Genomic DNA, 18,667 nt, shown 5'->3' on the forward strand with positions numbered 1-18,667 from the left:
ACCGCCATGGCGGCACCCGAGGAACCCGGCGACCAGGCCCGCGAGGCGGCCGTCGAGGCGGCACTCGCCGCGCTCGACCTCGACGCCAAGGCAGGGCTCCTGGCAGGCCAGGACATGTGGACCCTGCCCGCGCTCCCCGAGATCGGCCTGGCCTCCCTCGTCATGTCCGACGGCCCGATCGGCGTCCGGGGTGTGCGCTGGAGCGCCGACGACCCGTCGATCGCCCTGCCCTCCCCGACCGCGCTGGCCGCCGCCTGGGACCCCGAACTCGCCCGCAGGGCAGGCACGTTGCTCGCCCAGGAGGCCCGCCGCAAGGGCGTCCACGTCCTGCTCGCCCCCACCGTCAACCTCCACCGCTCCCCGCTCGGCGGCCGCCACTTCGAGGCCTACAGCGAGGACCCCTACCTGACCGGGCGGATCGGCGCCGGGTACGTGAGCGGCGTACAGCAGGGCGGTGTCGGCACCACCGTCAAGCACTTCGTCGCCAACGACGCCGAGACCGACCGCTTCACGGTGAACAACCTGGTCTCCGAACGCGCCCTGCGCGAGCTCTACCTGGCGCCCTTCGAGCACATCGTCGCCAACGCCCACCCGTGGGGCATCATGACCGCCTACAACACGGTCAACGGCACGACGATGACCGAGCACCATCACCTCGTCAACGAAGTCCTGCGCGGCGAATGGGGCTTCGACGGGTACAACGTCTCCGACTGGATGGCCGCCCGCTCCACCAAGGGCGCCATCGAGGGCGGCCTCGACGTGGCCATGCCAGGACCGACGACCGTCTACGGCGAGGCCCTCGCCCAGGCGGTGCGGGACGGTGAGGTCGAGGAGGGCGCGGTCGACACGGCCGTACGCAACGTGCTGCGGCTCGCCGCCCGCGTCGGCATCCTGGACGGCGCCGAGCCGGTGGTCACCGAGCTCCCGGACACCGTCGACGGCATCGAACTGGCCCGCGAGATCGCCCGCCGCTCCTTCGTGCTGGTCCGCAACCAGGGCGCGTTGCCCCTCCGTGAGGGCACGGTCGCCCTCATCGGCGCCGCCGCCCGCGACGCCCGGGTCCTCGGCGGCGGCTCCGCCACCGTCTTCCCGGACCGCGTCGTCTCCCCGCTCGACGGCCTCACCGCGGCCCTCCCCGAGGGCACCCTCACCTATGCCGTCGGCGCCGACCCCAACACCGAACTCGCCGTCGCCGACAAGGGGTTCGACCTCCGCGCGGTCTGCCGGGACGAGGACGGGAACGTCATCGGCACGGCGTCCGTTGCCAACGGCCACATCCAGTGGATGGGTTCTGACCTCCCCGAGGGCGTCACCCACGACCGGCTGCACACCGTCGAGCTCACCGGCACCTTCACCCCGCGCGAGAGCGGCCCGCACACCTTCGGCATCAAGGGACTCGGCGCCTTCACCCTGGTCGTGGACGGCACGACGCACTACGACGACGTCCAGCGCACCGACAAGGACGATCCCTTCATCTCCTTCTTCGGCGCCCCCGAGCCCCGCGCCCAGGTCGAACTCACCGCCGGCGAACCGGTCGAGGTCTCCCTGACCTACGTCGTCGCCATCCCCGAGGACGTCCCGATGAAGGTCGTCACGTTCTCCCTGGCCCACCAGGACCCGCGGCGCGACCCCGACGAGCTGATCGCCGAGGCCGTCGAGGCGGCCCGGAACGCCGACACGGCCGTCGTCGTGGTCGCCACCACCGAGCGCGTCGAGTCCGAGGGCTACGACCGCGGTGACCTCGCGCTGCCCGGCCGCCAGGACGAGCTGGTCCGCGCGGTCGCCGCCGCCAACCCGAACACCGTCGTGGTCGTCAACTCCGGCTCCCCGGTGGAGCTGCCCTGGCGCGAGGACGTCGCCGCCGTCCTGCTCGGCTGGTTCCCCGGCCAGGAGGGCGGCGCGGCCCTCGCCGACGTGCTGACCGGCGCCCACGAGCCCGGCGGCCGCCTCCCGACCACCTGGGGCGCCCTGGCCGACGCCCCGGTCACCAGGGTCGCTCCGGAGGGTGGCGAACTCCCTTACGACGAGGGCGTGTTCATCGGGTACACGGCCTGGGAGAGGGAGGGCCGCACGCCGTCCTACCCCTTCGGCCACGGCCTCGGCTACACCGACTGGACCTACGAGTCCGTCGAGGTCCGGGGCACCACCGTCCGGGTCCGGCTGCGCAACTCCGGCGCCCGCGCGGGCCGCGAGGTCGTCCAGGTCTACCTGGCGCCCGCCGAACGCGACGCCGAGCGCCCGGCCCGCCGGCTCGCCGGATTCGCGGGGACCGAGGCCGGACCCGGCGAGAGCGTCGAGGTCACCGTGGAGATCCCGCGCCGGGCCTTCGAGATCTGGGACGAGAAGACCTCATCGTGGTCGTATGTGAAGGGTTCGTACGAAATCCAGGTGGGTCGCTCGATCGGGGACCGCAGGGTCACCGCGACGATTAACGTCTGATCGCAGTGGGCACAGCCCTCTCATGAGCAGCCCCGGCCCGGGACCTGACCCCTGGGCCGGGGCTCGTGTGTGTCTACCGGCTCGTGAATCCGTAGACCGTCTCCGAGCGGTAGGTCTCTCCCGGCCGCAGCACCGTGCTCGGGAACTCCGGGCGGTTGGGGGAGTCGGGGAAGTGCTGGGTCTCCAGCGCGATGCCGTCGCCGGGCGCGAAGGGCTCGGTGAGGTGGTCGGCGGTGTAGAGCTGGAGCCCCGGCTCGGTGGTCGCGACGGTCAGCAGCCGCCCGGACGCGGGGTCGTACAACTCGGCGACCTCGACGGCCTGTTCGGTGATCCCCTTGTCGAGCACGAAGTTGTGGTCGTAGCCCGCGCCCACCTTGCGCGACTGCCGGAAGTCGAACCGGGTGCCCGCGACCTCCTCGACCCCGGTCGGGATCAGATCCGCGTCGACCGGGGTGAACCGCGAGGCGTCGATCCGCAGTTCGTGCCCGCCCGCGTTCCCGGACCCGGCCAGGTTGAAGTAGCTGTGGTTGGTCAGGTTCACGATGGTCGGCGCGTCGGTGACCGCCTCGTACGCGATCCGCAGCGCACCCGACTCGTCCAGGCTGTACGTCCCCGAGACCTCCAGACGCCCCGGAAAGCCCTCCTCGCCGTGCGGGCTGACCCGGCTCAGCCGCACCCCGTGCTCGCCGGCGGGCTCCATGTCCCACACCCGCTTGTCGAAGCCGTTCTCGCCGCCGTGCAGGGAGTTGGGCGCGTTGTTGGGCGCGAGCGCGTACGTCACCCCGTCCAGTTCGAAGCGGCCGCCCGCGATCCGGTTCGCGTACCGCCCGACGAAGGCGCCGAGATACGGACCGGGGTGCTCCAGATACCCCTCGAGCCCGGCGAAGCCCAGCACCACGTCCGCCGTCCGGCCGTCCCGGTCCGGGACCTCGACCGACTGCACGATCCCGCCGTACGACAGGATCCGCACGCGGACACCCGCGCGCTCCAGGGTCCAGCGGTGCACCGGTCGGCCGTCGGGAAGTGTGGCGATGAGTTCGTTCATGTGCGGAACTTTAGGACACGGACCTGACCTTGCGGTATGCGATCTCCGCCAGCCGCGCCTGTCCGTTCACACTCGGGTGGAACCAGTCCCAGTGGCTGACCTGGTCGGTGCCGAACCGGTAGGCGTACACCGCGCCCCCGTCGTACCGGCACCGCTCGTCCCTGGCGCACACCTCCTTCAGTACGGCGTTGTACGCCTCCACCCGCTCCTGCACGGTGTCCCGCCGCTCGGTCGCCGCCGCGTCCAGGGCGTCCGCGTCGGCCAGCATCGACGGACACACGCCCAGCTTCCACACCTGCTTGCCCAGCGGATTGGTACGGCCCTCGGACCACAGCCGCTTGAGGTTCGGCACGCTCGCCACGTACACCTGCGCCTTGGGCGCCGACTTGCGCAGCACGCCGAGCGCGTCCTCGAAACCGGCACGGAAGTCGGACACCGGCGTCATCGCCGCCGTCGAGTCCCGGCAGGCGTCGTTGGCCCCCACCATCACGGTCACCAGGGCGGGTGTGCGCGAGGCCGCCTGGGTCATCTGGGCCGGCAGATCGGCCATCCGCGCCCCGGACACCGCGTAGTTCCAGCTGCGCCCGGGTGCCTTCGCCCTTCCCAGCAGCCGCACGGCCAGGGAATCGACCTGCGTACTGCTCCCGGTGGCCCAGGACACGTCGGGGCAGTCCTTCAGGATCCCGCAGGCGTCGAAGCCACGGGTGATGGAGTCACCGACGGCGGCGACCGAGCCCGGGCTGGTGTCCCACGCCGGGGTGGGCGTCGGTGAGGTCTTCGCCTTCCGGGTCGGTCCCGCCGAGTCGCCGCCCACGGCGTCACAGCCGGCGACGCCCACAAGAGCCGCCGTCAGGACGGCGACGACGGCCCGCGAGCGGTGGCCCTGCTTGCGCATCCGTGGTGTTCCCCTCGTGAAATGGTGGTCCTCTCATAACAACGCACGGGAGTTCCCGGGGGGCCACGAGGGAACGATCGACACCCGTACTAGCGTCCTGCCGGGTGAATGGCGGGCGTTTCCGGGCACCGGGACCGACGGTACGTCACACTCCTTGCGCCCCCGCACGGTAGCCTCGCCATCAACGTGGCCGGTCGGCATCACCGCCATCGCCGGCCGGCAAGACCTGTCCCGCTCAGCCCGGAGGTCCCGGTGACGACACGTGGAGTCCTGTACGTGCACTCCGCGCCGCGCGCGCTGTGCCCGCACGTCGAGTGGGCCGTCGCCGGGGTGCTCGGCACGCGCGTGAGCCTCGACTGGATCCGGCAGCCGGCCGCGCCGGGCACCTGGCGCTCGGAGTTCTCCTGGAAGGGCGAGGTGGGCACGGCGTCCAAGCTCGCGTCGGCCCTCAGAGGCTGGCACCTGCTGCGCTTCGAGGTCACCGCCGAGCCCTGCCCCACCGCGGAGGGCGAGCGCTACAGCTGCACCCCGGAGCTCGGCATCTTCCACGCCGTCACCGGCATCCACGGCGACATCCTGATCCCGGAGGACCGTCTGCGCGCGGCCCTGACCCGCTCGCAGCGCGGCGAGACGGACCTGGAGGCCGAGCTGGCCAAGCTCCTCGGCAAACCCTGGGACGACGAACTGGAGCCCTTCAGGTACGCCGGCGAGGGCGCACCGGTCCGCTGGCTGCACCAGGTGGTGTGAGTCCCCGTACAACTCCCTCGTACATGTGAAGGGCCCCCACCGGCCGGTGGGGGCCCTTCCGTTGCGTACAGACGGTCCTCAGACCGTACGGAACGCCAGTACGACGTTGTGCCCGCCGAAGCCGAACGAGTCGTTCAGCGCGGCGATACGGCCCTCCACGGGCAGCTTGCGGGCCTCGCCGCGGACGACGTCGGCGTTGGCCTCCGCCTCCGGGTCGAGGTTCTCGACGTTGATGGTCGGCGGAGCCACCCGGTGGTACAGGGCGAGTACGGTCGCGACCGTCTCCACGCCGCCCGCGCCACCCAGCAGGTGACCCGTCATCGACTTGGTGGCGGACACGGCCATGTGGTCGGCGTCGTCCCCGAACACCTTCCGCAGCGCCTTGAGCTCGGCGATGTCACCGGCCGGGGTCGACGTGGCGTGCGCGTTGACGTGCACGATCTCCGCCGGGTTCAGGTCAGTGTTGTCGAGCAGGTGCTGCAGGGCGGCCGAGATGCCCCGCCCTTCCGGCTCGGGCTGCACGATGTCGTGGCTGTCGGCGGAGATGCCCTGACCGACCGCCTCGGCGTACACCCGCGCACCGCGCTTGGCGGCGTGCTCGGCGGACTCCAGGACGATCACACCGGCGCCCTCGCCGAGGACGAAGCCGTCCCGGGCGATGTCGTAGGGACGCGAGGCGCCCTGCGGGTCGTCGTTGTTCTTGGACATCGCCATCATGTTGCCGAACGCGGCGATGGGCAGCGGGTGGATCGCCGCCTCCGTGCCACCCGCGACGACGACGTCGGCGCGGCCGGTGCGGATCATCTCGATGGCGTAGCCGATGGCCTCGGCGCCCGAGGCGCACGCGGAGACCGGGGTGTGCACGCCCGCGCGGGCGCCCACCAGCAGACCCACGTTGGCGGACGGGCCGTTGGGCATCAGCATCGGCACGGTGTGCGGGGAGACGCGGCGGACGCCCTTCTCCTTGAGCACGTCGTACTGGTCGAGGAGGGTCGTCACACCGCCGATGCCGGAGGCGATGACGGCGCCGAGGCGGTCCGGGTCGACGTTCTGGTCCTCACCGGCCTTGCCCTCGAAGCCCGCGTCGGCCCACGCCTCCTTGGCGGCGACCAGCGCGAACTGCGCCGAACGGTCGAGGCGTCGGGCCTGCGGCCGCGGAATGACCTCGGTCGGCTCCACGGCGACGGGCGCCGCGATACGGACCGCCTGGTCGGCGGCCCAGTCCTGCTCCAGGGGCTTGACGCCGGACTTGCCGGCGACCAGGCCCTCCCAGGTAGAGGCTACGTCGCCACCCAGCGGTGTGGTTGCGCCGATACCGGTGACGACCACGGTGCGATTGGTCGGGCTCACGGGAAATCTTTCTCCAACGGTACGAGGATTAAGCGGCGCCACCGCCGGGTGGCGGGGCCGGTCAGCGTCCGGCCCAAGCAGTGGCTCAGGCCTGGTGCTTGAGGATGTAGCTGGTCGCGTCACCGACCGTCTTGAGGTTCTTGACGTCGTCGTCCGGGATCTTGACGTCGAAGCGCTCTTCGGCGGCGACGACGACCTCGACCATGGACAGCGAGTCGACGTCCAGGTCGTCGGTGAAGGACTTGTCCAGCTGGACGTCCTCAACCGGGATGCCGGCGATCTCGTTCACGATTTCGGCGAGACCGGCGACGATCTCTTCCTGAGTGGCGGCCATGGTGGCGCTCCTTCGTTTTCTGGTTCAGAGGGGGTTGGCAGTGCTTCCCGTCCCGGACCGGGTGGTCCGGCACGGAGTGCCTAGGGGAGGGTAACGACAGTGGCGGCGTAGACGAGACCCGCCCCGAATCCGATGACGAGCGCCGTGTCGCCGCTCTTCGCCTCACCGGTCGCCAGGAGCCGCTCCATCGCGAGCGGGATCGAGGCGGCCGAGGTGTTGCCGGTGGTGCGCACGTCACGCGCGACCGTGACGTGCTCCGGCAGTTTCAGCGTCTTCACCATCGAGTCGATGATCCGCTCGTTGGCCTGGTGGGGAATGAAGACGTCCAGGTCGTCCGGGCTGATCCCGGCCACGTCCAGCGCCTGCTGGGCGACCTTCGCCATCTCGAACACGGCCCAGCGGAACACCGCCTGGCCTTCCTGAGTGATCGCCGGGAACTTGCCCGAGGAGTCGTACTCGGTCCACGCCACGGTCTGCTTGATCGTCTCGGACTTGTCGCCCTCGGAGCCCCAGACCGTGGGGCCGATCGCGGGCTCCTTCGACGGACCGACGACGACCGCGCCGGCGCCGTCGCCGAACAGGAAGGCCGTGGCCCGGTCCTCCAGGTCGGTCAGGTCGGACAGCCGCTCCACGCCGATGACGAGGACGTACTCCGCGCTGCCCTCGACGATCATGCCCTTGGCGAGGGTGAGGCCGTAGCCGAAGCCCGCGCAGCCCGCCGAGATGTCGAACGCGGCGGCCTTGTCCGTGCCCAGCTTGTCGGCGATCTCCGTCGCCACGGCCGGGGTCTGCTTGAAGTGCGAGACCGTCGAGACGATCACGCCGCCGATCTGCTCGGCGGAGATCCCGGCGTCGGCGATCGCCTTGCCGGACGCCTCGATCGACATCGCGGCGACGGTCTCCTCGGCGTTCGCCCAGTGCCGGGTCTGGATGCCGGAGCGCGAGCGGATCCACTCGTCGGACGAGTCGATCGTCTCGAGGATCACCTCGTTGGGCACGACCCGGGTGGGGCGGTAGCCGCCGACACCGAGGATGCGCGCGTACGGGGCGCCCTTGCTGGGCTTGATCTTCGACATGCTCTCGTGCTCCTTCTCAGGCACTGTGCTCGGCGATGAGCTCGCGAGCAGCGTCGAGGTCGTCCGGGGTCTTCAGGGCCAGCGTCTTCACACCGGGCAGCGCGCGCTTGGCGAGGCCGACCAGCGTGCCGCCGGGGGAGACCTCGATCAGCGCGGTGGCGCCGAGCTCCTTGAAGGTCTCCATGCACAGGTCCCAGCGGACCGGGTTGGCGACCTGGCCGACCAGCCGCTCCAGCACCTCGGCGCCGGTGGCGACGGTCCGGCCGTCCTTGTTCGAGACGTACCTGAGCGTCGGGTCGGCCGGCGCCAGATCGGCGGCGGCCTTGGCCAGCGCGTCGACCGCGGGGGCCATGTGGTGCGTGTGGAAGGCGCCGGCGACCTTCAGCGGGACGACCTTGCGGACACCCTCGGGCTTGTCCTCGTTCAGGACGGCGAGCTGCTCCAGCGTGCCCGCGGCGACGATCTGCCCGGCGCCGTTGACGTTCGCCGGGGTCAGGCCCAGCTTCTCCAGGTGCGCGACGGAGACCTCGGGGTCCCCGCCGAGCAGCGCCGACATGCCGGTCTCGGTGATCGCGGCGGCGTCGGCCATGGCCAGACCCCGCTTGCGTACGAGGGTGAGGGCGGCGATGTCGTCCAGCACGCCCGCGAAGACGGCGGCGGTGATCTCACCGACACTGTGCCCGGCCACCGCGCCGGGGGCGATGTCGACGAGGGCACCGAGGGCCGAGGCCGACAGGATCCCGGCCGCGACCAGCAGCGGCTGGGCCACGGAGGTGTCGCGGATGGCGTCCGCGTCGGCCTGTGTGCCGTAGTGGACGAGGTCCAGTCCGATGGCGTCGGACCACGCGGCGACGCGGTCCGCGGCACCGGGGAGTTCGAGCCAGGGGGTCAGGAAGCCGGGCGTCTGGGCGCCCTGGCCGGGAGCGACGAGTACGAGCACTCTCACACTCTCTCTTGAGGGCGGCCCAAGCCGCCCGTGGGGACAGGGACGAAGAACAGGAGGGGGTTTTGTGGGCCCCCGACAAAAGCCTAGGGCTGGAGATCCCCGTCGGCCAGACGCCCCAGGATGAGCGCGATGCGCAAGGTGAACGCCGATCGCACGTCGGAGGGTGACCAGCCGGTGACATCAGTCACACGTCGAAGCCGGTAGCGCACGGTGTTGGGATGCACGAACAGCATCCGGGCCGCACCTTCCAGACTGGACGCCTGTTCGAGGTAGACGGAGAGCGTCTCCAGGAGCGCCGAACCGGCCTCTTCCAGCGGTCTGTAGATCTCCTCCACCAACTGCTCGCGCGCGCTGGGGTCACCGGCCATCGCACGTTCCGGAAGCAGGTCGTCCGCCAGCACCGGGCGCGGGGCGTCCTGCCAGGCGGAACACGCCTTGAGCCCGGCGGCGGCCGCCTGCGCGGACCGGGTCGCGGCCAGCAGATCGGGGACCACGGGCCCGGCGACCACCGGACCGGCCGCGTAGGGCCCGATCAGCGACTTGGCCACGGCGAGGGGGTTGTCGCTGCCGCCCGCGATGACGACGAGCCGGGCGCCGAGCACCCCGGTCAGCACCTGGAGCTTGGCGTGCCGGGCGGCCCGCCGGATGGCCTCGACGGTCAGCTCGGAGTCGCCCTCGGGGGCGGGGCCGAGGACGACACAGACATGTTCGGGTGCGTTCCACCCGAGAGCCGCCGCCCTGCTCACGGCCCCTTCGTCGGCCTCCCCGCTGAGCACCGCGTTGACCACCAGCGACTCCAGGCGGGCGTCCCAGGCACCGCGTGCCTCGGCGGCCTGGGCGTAGACCTGCGCGGTGGCGAAGGCGATCTCGCGGGCGTACACGAGCAGTGCCTCACGCAGCACGGACTCGTCACCGGGGGCGGCGACCTCGTCGATCGCGCTCTCCATGACCTCGATGGTGGTGCGCACCATCTCCACGGTCTGCCGCAGCGTGATGGCCCGGGTCAGCTCACGGGGAGCGGTCCCGAACACGTCGGTGGAGATGGCCTGCGGGGCGTCCGGACGCCGGAACCACTCGGTGAAGGCGGCGATGCCGGCCTGGGCGACCAGCCCGATCCAGGAACGGTTCTCCGGGGGCATGGCCCGGTACCACGGCAGCGTCTCGTCCATGCGCGTGATGGCCTGCTGCGCGAGAGACCCGGACGACTTCTCCAGCCGCTTCAGGGTCGCGGCGTGGGCGTGGGCGACGGGCGCGGCGGGGTCGGACTCGCGGTGTTCGGGTTCGGGCACGGGGACAAGACTGCCTTATCCGGACGTCAGCGCGTGCCGCCGGGTACCGTCGAGCCCCCACCGGCGGCCCGCCCTGGCGCTACCGTGGTCCCGTGACGGACGTACGGCGCGCGGCGGAGCGCTACCCAGGCGGGGACCCCGGGACCGGAATCGAGTCGTGGCACGCCTTCTCGTTCGGTCCCCACTACGACCCCGACAACCTCCGCTTCGGCGCGCTGATCGCCTGCAACGAGGAGCGGCTCGTGCCCGGAGCCGGGTTCGACGAGCATCCGCACAGCCACACCGAGATCGTGACGTGGGTGGTCGAGGGGGAGCTGACGCACCGGGACTCCACCGGGCACGAGACCGTCGTGCGGCCCGGTGACGTCCAGCGGCTGAGCTCCGCCGCGGGCGTCCGGCACGTCGAGCGCAACGACGCCGGGACCCCGCTGACCTTCGTGCAGACCTGGCTGGCGCCCCTGGAGCCGGGCGGTGAGCCGTCGTACGAGATCGTCCGCGGGATCGCCGACTCGACGCCGTACGCGATCCCGGAGGCGGGCGCGATGCTCCATGTGCGGCGGCTGGCGGCGGGGGAGCGGACCGCGGTGCCCGACGGGCGTCACCTGTACGTCCATGTCGTGCGGGGCGAAGTGCGCCTGGACGGCGAGGAGTTGGGGGCCGGTGACGCGGCCCGGGTCACCGACGCCGAGGAGCTGGACGTGGTGGCGGTGACCCCGGCGGAGCTGCTGGTGTGGGAGATGTCCTAGAGCTCGGCCAGAACGGCGTCGGTGAACGGCGGCCACGCCTCGATCGCCCAGGGCCCGAACGCGCGGTCGGTCAGCGCCACGCAGGCCGCCCCCGCGTCCGGGTCGGTCCACAGGAACGTGCCGGACTGGCCGAAGTGCCCGAAGGTGCGCGGCGAGGACGAAGAGCCCGTCCAGTGGGGGGACTTGGAGTCGCGGATCTCGAAGCCGAGGCCCCAGTCGTTGGGGTTCTGGTGGCCGTAGCCGGGCAGCACGCCCTTCGTGCCGGGGTACTGGACGGTCATCGCCGCCGCGACCGTCCGCGGGTCCAGCAGCCGTGGCGCCTGCACCTCCGCCGCGAACCGGAGAAGATCCCCGACCGTCGACACACCGTCCTTCGCGGGGGAGCCCTCCAGGGACGTCGACGTCATGCCCAGCGGCTCCAGCACGGCCTGCCGCAGATACTCCGGGAACGGGATGTCCGTGGCCTTGGCGACATGGTCGCCGAGCTGTTCGAAGCCCGCGTTCGAGTACAGGCGCCGCTCCCCGGGAGCAGCCGCCACCCGGTGCTCGTCGAAGGCCAGCCCCGAGGTGTGCGCGAGCAGGTGCCGCACCGTCGATCCGCTCGGCCCGGCCGGCTCGTCGAGCTCGATCGCCCCCTCCTCGTACGCGACGAGGACGGCGTACGCGGCCAGCGGCTTGGTGACCGAGGCCAGCGGGAAGCGCCGGTCGACGGGGCCGTGGGTGCCGAGGACCGTACCGTCGCCGCGCACCACTCCTGCCGCAGCGGTGGGAACCGGCCAGTTTTCGATCAACGCGAGGCTCTGCAAGGACATGCCGTCGAGCGTAAGCGGCTCAGAACGTCAGAATCATCGTGGGGTCCGGCTTGGGGACGAAGCCGAGGGAGACGTAGAGCGGCTCGGCCTCCGGGGACGCGGTCAGCATGACCCGCCCGGCGCCCCGCTCGCGGAACCACGCCAGCAGTTCGTCCATGCACGCGCGCGCGTACCCGCGTCGGCGCGCGTCCGGATCGGTGGCGACGCTGAAGACGTACCCGCCCAGGCCGTGCGGATTGGACGCCTGCCCGATCCGGTAGTCGACCGTCCCGACCACCAGTGCCGCCAGCGCCCCCGGCCGGTCCGGGTGGTCGACGACGAAGGCCGCGAAGTCCCCGTCGGCCTCGGCCAGTTTCCCCCGCAGCGACGGCAGTGCCTCCGTGTGCCACGCTGTGGAGGCGTCCCCGCCGGGCAGCGCGTCGATCATCACCTGGCGCAGCCGCAGTACTTCTTCGGCGTCCGCGGTCGTGGCACGGCGTACGGGACTCATGCACCGCACGTTAGCGAGCGCACCCGAGAGCCGTCCTGCCGATTTCTTACCGGTACCGCTTGCTTCGAGTGCACTCCAAGGCCATAGCGTTGGGGTCATGACGGTGATGGAGACCACGGGTACCAGGACCGACAGCTGCGCCGCCCCGCCGCACCCCCACCGGCGTCCGCTGGGCCAGGACAGCTACACGATCAGCGAGGTCGTCGCCTTCACCGGCCTGACCGCGCACACCCTGCGCTGGTACGAGCGCATCGGCCTCATGCCGCACATCGACCGCTCGCACACCGGCCAGCGCCGCTACTGCAACCGCGACCTCGACTGGCTCGACCTCGTCGGCAAGCTCCGGCTCACCGGCATGCCGGTCGCCGACATGGTGCGGTACGCGGAACTGGTGCGCGAGGGCGACCACACGTTCACCGAACGGTACGAGCTCCTGGAGACGACCCGCCGTGACGTCCTGTCACGGATCGCGGAACTCCAGGACACGCTCGCCGTTCTCGACCGGAAGATCAGCTTCTACGCCGAAGCCGGTCGCGCCTACGAATCGGAGAAGGCCGGATGACGGACCGCACGATCCCGACCGCACAGCTCGGCGACACCGGCCCCACGGTCGGCGTCCAGGGCCTCGGCTGCATGGGCATGAGCTTCGCCTACGGCCCCACGGACGCGGAGGCGTCCCGGGCCACCCTGGAGCGGGCCCTGGAACTCGGCGTCACGCTCTACGACACGGCGGACGCCTACGGCCAGGGGGAGAACGAGAAGTTCCTGTCGCCGTTCTTCAAGGCCCACCGCGACGAGGTCGTGATCGCCACCAAGTTCGCCCTCGCGATACCCCCGGACGACCCGACCCGGCGGATCATCCGCAACGACCCGCCGTACATCCGCCAGGCGGTCGAGGCGAGCCTGAAGCGCCTGGACGTCGACGCGATCGACCTCTACTACATGCACCGGCGCGATGTGAACGTGCCGATCGAGGAGTCCGTCGGCACCATGGCCGAGCTGGTGCGCGAGGGCAAGGTCAAGCACCTGGGCCTGAGCGAGGTCACCGCCTCGGAGCTGCGTGCGGCGCAGGCCGTCCACCCCATCGCCGCCGTGCAGTCGGAGTGGTCCCTGTTCAGCCGGGACATCGAGGCCAAGGTGGTCCCGGCGGCCCGCGAACTGGGCGTGGCCCTCGTCCCGTACTCCCCGCTGGGCCGCGGCTTCCTCACCGGGTCCTTCACCAACGCCGACAAGGACCTCACCGCCGACGACTTCCGCCGTCAGCAGCCCCGCTTCACGGGCGACAACGCGGCGGCGAACGCGGCCCTGCTGGAGCCGGTCCGCACGGTCGCCGAGGCCCACGGCGTCTCCCTGGGCCAGATCGCCCTGGCCTGGGTCCAGCAGCAGGCGGCGGTCCACGACCTCCCGGTGATCCCGATCCCGGGCACCCGCAAGCCGAGCCGGGTGGAGGAGAACGCGGCGGCGACGGGCATCGAGCTCACCAAGGAGGAGCTGGAGCTGCTGGAGCCGATCGCGGCCCAGGTGGCGGGCGACCGGTACGCGGACATGCGGTTCTCGTCCGCGGGCCGGGAATGAGCTAGAGCTCCGCCAGCAGCTCCGCCTTCTTCACGGAGAACTCCTCGTCGGTGACCAGTCCGGCCTGATGCAGCTCCCCGAGATGGCGAATGCGTTCGGCGATGTCCGCGGGGTCCCGGCGCGGCGCGGTCGCGGCCGGGACCACCGCCGCGGGCCCCCGTTGCCGCACGGCCGCCAGGACCGCCGCCGCGAACGGCAGGGACTCGTGGACGGGCCCGTACCCGAGCCCGAACACCACGGCCGCCGGATCCTGGTCGGCCTGCACCGGCCCCGGCTCGCCGCGCAGCAGCCGCAGATGCCCCTCGAAGACCTCCGGTGACCGCCACTCGACACCCGTCAGCTCGGACACCGGGAAACTCTGGTCCCCGGCCTTCCACTTCGCCGAGGAGGCTCCGGTCCAGAACCAGCGGAAACGCACGGTACGGCCGTCGAAGGACGCCTTTCCGTCGTACGCCTTGAACTGCAACGGCACCTCGGGCGCCGGCACCAGGAAACGTTCCGCCGACTCGGCGTCCTCTTTCAGCAGGGCGCGCAGCTCGTCCGCGTAGTACTCGGCGAGCGTCTCCTTGTCGGCCGGCAGCACCAGCCGGTACGGATCGCACCCCTCCTTCAGCTGCCCCGCCGCCGCCTCCATGAGCGGATCGGCCCCGGGCCGCGGCTCGGCGTGCAGCACCACCGTGCCCCGCTTGCCGGGAGTCAGCGTCACCCCGGAGATCGCCTCCAGGGGGATCCGTCGTTCCCCCAGTGCCTGGAAGAGCTTGGGTGTGCGAATCCCCCTTTCGTAGCGGATGAGCACGGAGTCGGACTCGAACTCCCAGGCGGCATGAAATCCGGCCAGTACGTCACCCATGCGGGTCATCGTATTCGGCACGAGCTCCTTCGTCCCTCCTCGCGAGACCGCGGTTCCTGCGGTCTCTACGCGCGTCCGGCCGTGCCCGTGCCGGACAAACCGGCGCGGCAGGCTTCGTCCTGGTGGGCGCAGTGCACCGAGCGGTACGCGCCAATGCCGATCTCGGCGAAGTTGAGCAGGCTCTCCGTTCCGGGCTCGAAGTAACCGGCGTGCCCGTCCGCACCCCGCGCGGACAGCACGCGCGCGCCGAACGCGGAGGACACCGGGTCGGCGCCGTGACCGAGCCCGCCCACCTCCAGATAAGGCACGTCCTGGATCCAGTCGTCGGCGTCCCGCATCGCCCACACCTGCGCGGTGGTGCGCAGGTGGGAGGCGTTGGCGACGCGCATCCCGGGGCTGCCGGCCACCGCGATGTCGGCCACCCGGCCGGGCAGCGTGTGCGCGGCCACCCCGCACACCACGGAGCCGTAGCTGTGGCAGAACAGGGAGACCGGCGAGGTGCCGGGCAGCGCGCGCACCAGCGCGTTCAGCCGGACGGCGCCCGTCGCGGCGCGCATCGCGGTGGCCGAGTCGATGCCGAGTCCCGCGGGTGCCGTGTAGTCGGCCCACGCGATCACCGCCGTACGCGTGGCCGGGCTCGCCTCGCGCTCGGCCCGGTAGAGGGCCTGGGCCATGCCGACCGGCGCGGAGTAGCTGCGGCTGGTGCGCTGGAAGGTGAGCACGTCGGTGTCCACGCCCGGTACGACCACGGAGACCCGCTCCGCCGTACCCAGATCGCCGAAGACCTCGGCGACCCGGCCGGAGCCGTCGGGGTCGAAGGCGAGGATGTGGCGCTCCGGTGCGGTCAGCGACTCGAAGCGGTGCATACGGCGGCCCGCCTCCTGCTGACCGGCCGGCGTGAGCCGGGGGTCGTGCATGCGGGTGCGCTCGACGGCACGGGCCTGGAACAGCGCGAGCCGGTTGGCCTGGTAGCGCAGTGCGACGGGGGCGCCGTTCATGTTGCCGACCGCGAGCGGATAGCGCTGGGCGAGGCGGACCCGCTCCTGGGAGGTGAGGGCGGCGAAGAACCGCGTGAGCCGGTCGGGGGCGGTGTCCGGGTCCGGCAGCGGGTGTCCGTGGAGGCGGCCGTGCGCCCAGGACCGGAGCGAGGTCTGCAGTGGGGTGGTCTCCCTGTGGTTCTGCAGAGCGGTCCAGCCGGTGGTCGCCAGCATCACGAACACCACGGCCAGCGCGAGCAGTGCGCGCCAGACGTTGAGTTGCGGGGAGGTGTCGAAGGAAGTCACTGAAAGGACACACTAGGAGAACGAGACGGTCTCGGGTTAATCGAGTGACAGGAATCACGTTTCGGTGTAGGGGAACCACTTTCCGGTCAGGGCGGGGCCCAGCAGTTCGAGGTGGGAGACCGTCAAGGCGCGCATCGCCTCCAGGCTGAACTCCCCGTCGGCCGACCACTGCCGTTCCGTCACCCGCATCACACCGCTGAAGACGGCCACCAGCAGCATGGGCCGCGGGTCGGTGGCCGCGTCGAGGCCCTCGCGTTCGGCGAGCACGCGCGCGAGCACCTCCTCGGTCTCCGCCGAGCGCCGCAGATGCGCGGCGAGCAGCACGGGCGTCGACTCGATCACCCGGTACATGCTCAGGAACCGCTCCACCGGCACGACCGACTCGACGACCTCGTGGAGCGTGTCCCAGCCCTGGAGTACGGCCTGGCGCAGGGCCTCCAGGGGTGGTTCGTGCGGCGGGCGCGCGCGTACGGCCGCCACGAAGCGCGTCACCGTCATCGCGTCGAGCCCGAGCGCAGCGTCCTCCTTGCCGGCGAAGTAGCGGAAGAAGGTGCGCTGCGAGACCCCGACGGCGTCGGCGATGTCGTCGACGGTCGTCTGCTCGTAGCCCCGGGTGGTGAAGAGCTCGATCGCGACCCGCAGCAGTGCCTCACGGGTGCGCTGTTTCTTGCGTTCGCGCAGTGTTTCCATTGGTGTCAGTTACCGACTTGTGAATTGGTTTGTCAATTGTCAGTGGCTGTCACTAGCCTCGAACACATGACTAGTCAGACCACCATCGATACGACGGGGGCGGGGGACGGCGCGTCGCGGTCCCCGTCGGATCAGCCGCCCGCCTCCGGGCTGCGCGGCCACCCGTGGCTCACCCTGCTGACCGTGGCGGTGGGGGTCATGATGGTGGCCCTCGACGGCACCATCGTGGCCATCGCCAACCCGGCCATCCAGGCCGACCTCAAGGCGAGCTTCGCGGACGTCCAGTGGATCACCAACGGCTACTTCCTCGCCCTGGCCGTCGCCCTGATCACCGCGGGCAAGCTCGGTGACCGCTTCGGCCACCGTCAGACCTTCCTGATCGGTGTCGTCGGCTTCGCCGCCGCCTCGGGCGCGATCGGACTGTCCGGCAGCATCGCCGCGGTCGTCACCTTCCGCGTCCTGCAGGGCCTGTTCGGCGCCCTGCTGATGCCGGCCGCGCTCGGCCTGCTGCGGGCCACCTTCCCGGCCGAGAAGCTCAACATGGCCATCGGTATCTGGGGCATGGTCATCGGCGCCTCCACCGCCGGCGGTCCGATCCTCGGCGGTGTCCTCGTCGAGCACGTCAACTGGCAGTCGGTGTTCTTCATCAACGTGCCGGTGGGTGTCCTCGCCCTTGTCCTCGGCGTGCTGATCCTCCTCGACCACCGTGCCGAGAACGCTCCGCGCTCCTTCGACATCCTGGGCATAGCCCTGCTGTCCGCCGCCATGTTCTGCCTGGTGTGGGCGCTCATCAAGGCCCCGACCTGGGGCTGGGGCGACGGACTGACCTGGACCTTCATCGCCGTGTCCGCCGTGGGCTTCGCGCTGTTCGCCTTCTGGGAGACGAAGGTGAAGGAACCGCTGATCCCACTCGGGCTGTTCCGTTCGGTGGCGCTGTCGGCGGGTGTGGTCCTCATGGTCCTCATGGCGATCGCGTTCATGGGCGGCCTGTTCTTCGTGACCTTCTATCTCCAGAACGTGCACGGTATGAGCCCGATCGACGCCGGTCTGCATCTGCTTCCGCTCACCGGGATGATGATCGTCGGCTCGCCGCTCGCGGGCGCGCTGATCACCAAGCTCGGTCCGCGGGTGCCCCTGGCCGGCGGCATGGCGTCCGTGGCGATCGCCATGTTCGGGATGTCCACGCTGCAGACGGACACCGGCAGCGCCGTGATGTCGCTCTGGTTCGCCCTGCTGGGTCTCGGTCTCGCGCCGGTCATGGTCGGCGCCACCGAGGTCATCGTGGGCAACGCGCCCATGGAGCTCTCCGGCGTGGCCGGTGGTCTCCAGCAGGCCGCGATGCAGATCGGCGGCAGCCTCGGTACGGCCGTGCTCGGCGCCGTGATGGCCTCCAAGGTGGACGGCGACCTCGCGGCCAACTGGAAGGACGCGGGTCTGCCGGCGCTCACACCGGCCCAGCTGGACCAGGCGTCCGAGGCGGTCCAGGTGGGGGTGGCGCCGGTGGCCAAGGGCACCCCGCCGGAGATCGTCGCGAAGATCACCGACGTCGCCCACGACACCTTCATCTCCGGGATGAGCCTCGCGTCCCTGGTCGCCGCCGGGGTCGCGGTGGTGGCGGTGTTCGTCGCCCTGCTCACCAAGCGCGGCGAGAACGCGGAGGCGGGCGCGGGCGTCGGCCACATCTGACGCGACTTCAGCCTTCTTCCCCTATCAGGGTGAAGAGGCTAAAGATTTCTCGCCCTCGGTACGCGCCTCAGGTCACAGTAAGTCAAGTCCTCCGCACGGCACGCTTCGTGCGACGCGGAGGACGGACGGCGCTGCGGCGCGCTGCCGGAGGGGGGCGGCGCGCCGCAAGGCCGGAGGATTAACCGCGGAGACCGGGGTACTCGCATCGTTGAACCCGAGACCAACCCAACCAACCAAGGGCGTCAGGGAGTTGATGATGGCGGGCTACGGACACGGAACGCGCAAGTACCCCCGATCACGTGGCCGGACGTGGTCACGGAGCGGGCCGGATCGCGCGACGCTCGGAATCATCGGAGTCATCTGCGCGATCGCGGGTTTCTTCGTACTGGGCATCATTCTCGGCCCGGTCGCGAG

Annotated in this window: 18 protein-coding genes and 1 pseudogene; 7 read left to right on the top strand and 12 right to left on the bottom strand. The window is 71.1% G+C overall.

Features of this window, described 5'->3' with window-relative positions; translation table 11 throughout:
* Positions 1-6: 6 nt before the first annotated feature.
* On the top strand, positions 7-2,439 hold the full coding sequence (locus tag ACFVYN_RS11200; RefSeq protein WP_389995787.1) for a glycoside hydrolase family 3 protein: 2,433 nt from the start codon (positions 7-9) through the stop codon (positions 2,437-2,439).
* 73 nt (positions 2,440-2,512) lie between these two features.
* Here the strand turns inward: ACFVYN_RS11200 and ACFVYN_RS11205 are convergent, their stop codons facing one another.
* A complete protein-coding gene (locus ACFVYN_RS11205) occupies positions 2,513-3,484 on the bottom strand; it encodes an aldose epimerase family protein (protein ID WP_389995790.1) in 972 nt (323 codons plus the stop codon).
* A gap of 10 nt (positions 3,485-3,494) precedes the next feature.
* Complete coding sequence (locus ACFVYN_RS11210; RefSeq protein WP_389995793.1) at positions 3,495-4,379, bottom strand: SGNH/GDSL hydrolase family protein; 885 nt, start codon at positions 4,377-4,379, stop codon at positions 3,495-3,497.
* Positions 4,380-4,631: 252 nt separating this feature from the next.
* On the opposite strand from ACFVYN_RS11210, the gene ACFVYN_RS11215 reads away from it, so the two are divergent.
* Positions 4,632-5,126: a DUF3145 domain-containing protein gene (locus tag ACFVYN_RS11215; RefSeq protein ID WP_359032652.1), complete on the top strand. Its 495-nt coding sequence runs from the start codon at positions 4,632-4,634 to the stop codon at positions 5,124-5,126.
* Positions 5,127-5,204: 78 nt separating this feature from the next.
* Here the strand turns inward: ACFVYN_RS11215 and fabF are convergent, their stop codons facing one another.
* From fabF to ACFVYN_RS11240, 5 genes are all read right to left on the bottom strand, one after another.
* Complete coding sequence (gene fabF / locus ACFVYN_RS11220; RefSeq protein WP_389995797.1) at positions 5,205-6,476, bottom strand: beta-ketoacyl-ACP synthase II; 1,272 nt, start codon at positions 6,474-6,476, stop codon at positions 5,205-5,207.
* Between the two features lie 85 nt (positions 6,477-6,561).
* A complete protein-coding gene (locus ACFVYN_RS11225) occupies positions 6,562-6,810 on the bottom strand; it encodes an acyl carrier protein (RefSeq protein WP_160504853.1) in 249 nt (82 codons plus the stop codon).
* 80 nt (positions 6,811-6,890) lie between these two features.
* A complete protein-coding gene (locus ACFVYN_RS11230; protein WP_389995800.1) occupies positions 6,891-7,886 on the bottom strand; it encodes a ketoacyl-ACP synthase III in 996 nt (331 codons plus the stop codon).
* A 16-nt stretch (positions 7,887-7,902) separates the two neighbouring features.
* Positions 7,903-8,826, bottom strand: coding sequence for an ACP S-malonyltransferase (locus ACFVYN_RS11235; RefSeq protein WP_389995803.1), 924 nt, complete (start codon positions 8,824-8,826; stop codon positions 7,903-7,905).
* A gap of 89 nt (positions 8,827-8,915) precedes the next feature.
* Positions 8,916-10,121: a PucR family transcriptional regulator gene (locus tag ACFVYN_RS11240; RefSeq protein WP_389995806.1), complete on the bottom strand. Its 1,206-nt coding sequence runs from the start codon at positions 10,119-10,121 to the stop codon at positions 8,916-8,918.
* A gap of 92 nt (positions 10,122-10,213) precedes the next feature.
* Here ACFVYN_RS11240 and ACFVYN_RS11245 point away from each other — a divergent pair, with 92 nt between their 5' ends.
* On the top strand, positions 10,214-10,867 hold the full coding sequence (locus ACFVYN_RS11245; RefSeq protein WP_389995809.1) for a pirin family protein: 654 nt from the start codon (positions 10,214-10,216) through the stop codon (positions 10,865-10,867).
* Here ACFVYN_RS11245 and ACFVYN_RS11250 read toward each other — a convergent pair.
* Both ACFVYN_RS11250 and ACFVYN_RS11255 read right to left on the bottom strand, forming a co-directional pair.
* On the bottom strand, positions 10,864-11,679 hold the full coding sequence (locus ACFVYN_RS11250) for a serine hydrolase domain-containing protein (protein ID WP_389995812.1): 816 nt from the start codon (positions 11,677-11,679) through the stop codon (positions 10,864-10,866). The two genes, ACFVYN_RS11245 and ACFVYN_RS11250, sit on opposite strands and share 4 nt — an antisense overlap.
* 19 nt (positions 11,680-11,698) lie before the next feature.
* Positions 11,699-12,169, bottom strand: a complete 471-nt coding sequence (locus ACFVYN_RS11255; RefSeq protein ID WP_389995815.1) for a GNAT family N-acetyltransferase — start codon at positions 12,167-12,169, stop codon at positions 11,699-11,701.
* 97 nt (positions 12,170-12,266) lie between these two features.
* Here ACFVYN_RS11255 and ACFVYN_RS11260 point away from each other — a divergent pair, with 97 nt between their 5' ends.
* Positions 12,267-12,731: a MerR family transcriptional regulator gene (locus ACFVYN_RS11260; protein WP_389995818.1), complete on the top strand. Its 465-nt coding sequence runs from the start codon at positions 12,267-12,269 to the stop codon at positions 12,729-12,731.
* A complete protein-coding gene (locus ACFVYN_RS11265; protein WP_389995821.1) occupies positions 12,728-13,744 on the top strand; it encodes an aldo/keto reductase in 1,017 nt (338 codons plus the stop codon). The genes ACFVYN_RS11260 and ACFVYN_RS11265 overlap by 4 nt, the downstream gene beginning before the upstream one ends.
* A gap of 1 nt (position 13,745) precedes the next feature.
* Here ACFVYN_RS11265 and ACFVYN_RS11270 read toward each other — a convergent pair whose 3' ends face one another.
* From ACFVYN_RS11270 to ACFVYN_RS11280, 3 genes are read right to left on the bottom strand one after another with little or no spacing between them, the layout of a single operon-like run.
* A complete protein-coding gene (locus tag ACFVYN_RS11270; RefSeq protein WP_389995863.1) occupies positions 13,746-14,603 on the bottom strand; it encodes a DUF4429 domain-containing protein in 858 nt (285 codons plus the stop codon).
* Positions 14,604-14,659: 56 nt separating this feature from the next.
* Positions 14,660-15,877 (bottom strand): alpha/beta hydrolase, encoded by a 1,218-nt coding sequence (locus tag ACFVYN_RS11275; protein WP_389995824.1) that lies wholly within the window; start codon positions 15,875-15,877, stop codon positions 14,660-14,662.
* A 54-nt stretch (positions 15,878-15,931) separates the two neighbouring features.
* Positions 15,932-16,567, bottom strand: a complete 636-nt coding sequence (locus ACFVYN_RS11280; protein WP_389995827.1) for a TetR family transcriptional regulator — start codon at positions 16,565-16,567, stop codon at positions 15,932-15,934.
* A 66-nt stretch (positions 16,568-16,633) separates the two neighbouring features.
* On the opposite strand from ACFVYN_RS11280, the gene ACFVYN_RS11285 reads away from it, so the two are divergent.
* On the top strand, positions 16,634-18,253 hold the full coding sequence (locus ACFVYN_RS11285; RefSeq protein WP_389995830.1) for an MFS transporter: 1,620 nt from the start codon (positions 16,634-16,636) through the stop codon (positions 18,251-18,253).
* Between the two features lie 253 nt (positions 18,254-18,506).
* Positions 18,507-18,667, top strand: a pseudogene (locus tag ACFVYN_RS11290) (small hydrophobic protein); the annotation flags it as partial.

The organism is Streptomyces sp. NPDC058307, assembly GCF_042880295.1.
In the GTDB taxonomy this organism is placed as follows: domain Bacteria; phylum Actinomycetota; class Actinomycetes; order Streptomycetales; family Streptomycetaceae; genus Streptomyces.

Bases quoted from the DNA above. Each gene is read 5' to 3' on its own strand.
- ACFVYN_RS11200 (WP_389995787.1), top strand. From the start codon at position 7: ATGGCGGCACCCGAGGAACCCGGCGACCAGGCCCGCGAGGCGGCCGTC.
- ACFVYN_RS11205 (WP_389995790.1), bottom strand. From the start codon at position 3,484: ATGAACGAACTCATCGCCACACTTCCCGACGGCCGACCGGTGCACCGC.
- ACFVYN_RS11210 (WP_389995793.1), bottom strand. From the start codon at position 4,379: ATGCGCAAGCAGGGCCACCGCTCGCGGGCCGTCGTCGCCGTCCTGACG.
- ACFVYN_RS11225 (WP_160504853.1), bottom strand. From the start codon at position 6,810: ATGGCCGCCACTCAGGAAGAGATCGTCGCCGGTCTCGCCGAAATCGTG.
- ACFVYN_RS11230 (WP_389995800.1), bottom strand. From the start codon at position 7,886: ATGTCGAAGATCAAGCCCAGCAAGGGCGCCCCGTACGCGCGCATCCTC.
- ACFVYN_RS11250 (WP_389995812.1), bottom strand. From the start codon at position 11,679: ATGTCCTTGCAGAGCCTCGCGTTGATCGAAAACTGGCCGGTTCCCACC.
- ACFVYN_RS11255 (WP_389995815.1), bottom strand. From the start codon at position 12,169: ATGAGTCCCGTACGCCGTGCCACGACCGCGGACGCCGAAGAAGTACTG.
- ACFVYN_RS11260 (WP_389995818.1), top strand. From the start codon at position 12,267: ATGACGGTGATGGAGACCACGGGTACCAGGACCGACAGCTGCGCCGCC.
- ACFVYN_RS11265 (WP_389995821.1), top strand. From the start codon at position 12,728: ATGACGGACCGCACGATCCCGACCGCACAGCTCGGCGACACCGGCCCC.
- ACFVYN_RS11270 (WP_389995863.1), bottom strand. From the start codon at position 14,603: ATGACCCGCATGGGTGACGTACTGGCCGGATTTCATGCCGCCTGGGAG.
- ACFVYN_RS11280 (WP_389995827.1), bottom strand. From the start codon at position 16,567: ATGGAAACACTGCGCGAACGCAAGAAACAGCGCACCCGTGAGGCACTG.
- ACFVYN_RS11285 (WP_389995830.1), top strand. From the start codon at position 16,634: ATGACTAGTCAGACCACCATCGATACGACGGGGGCGGGGGACGGCGCG.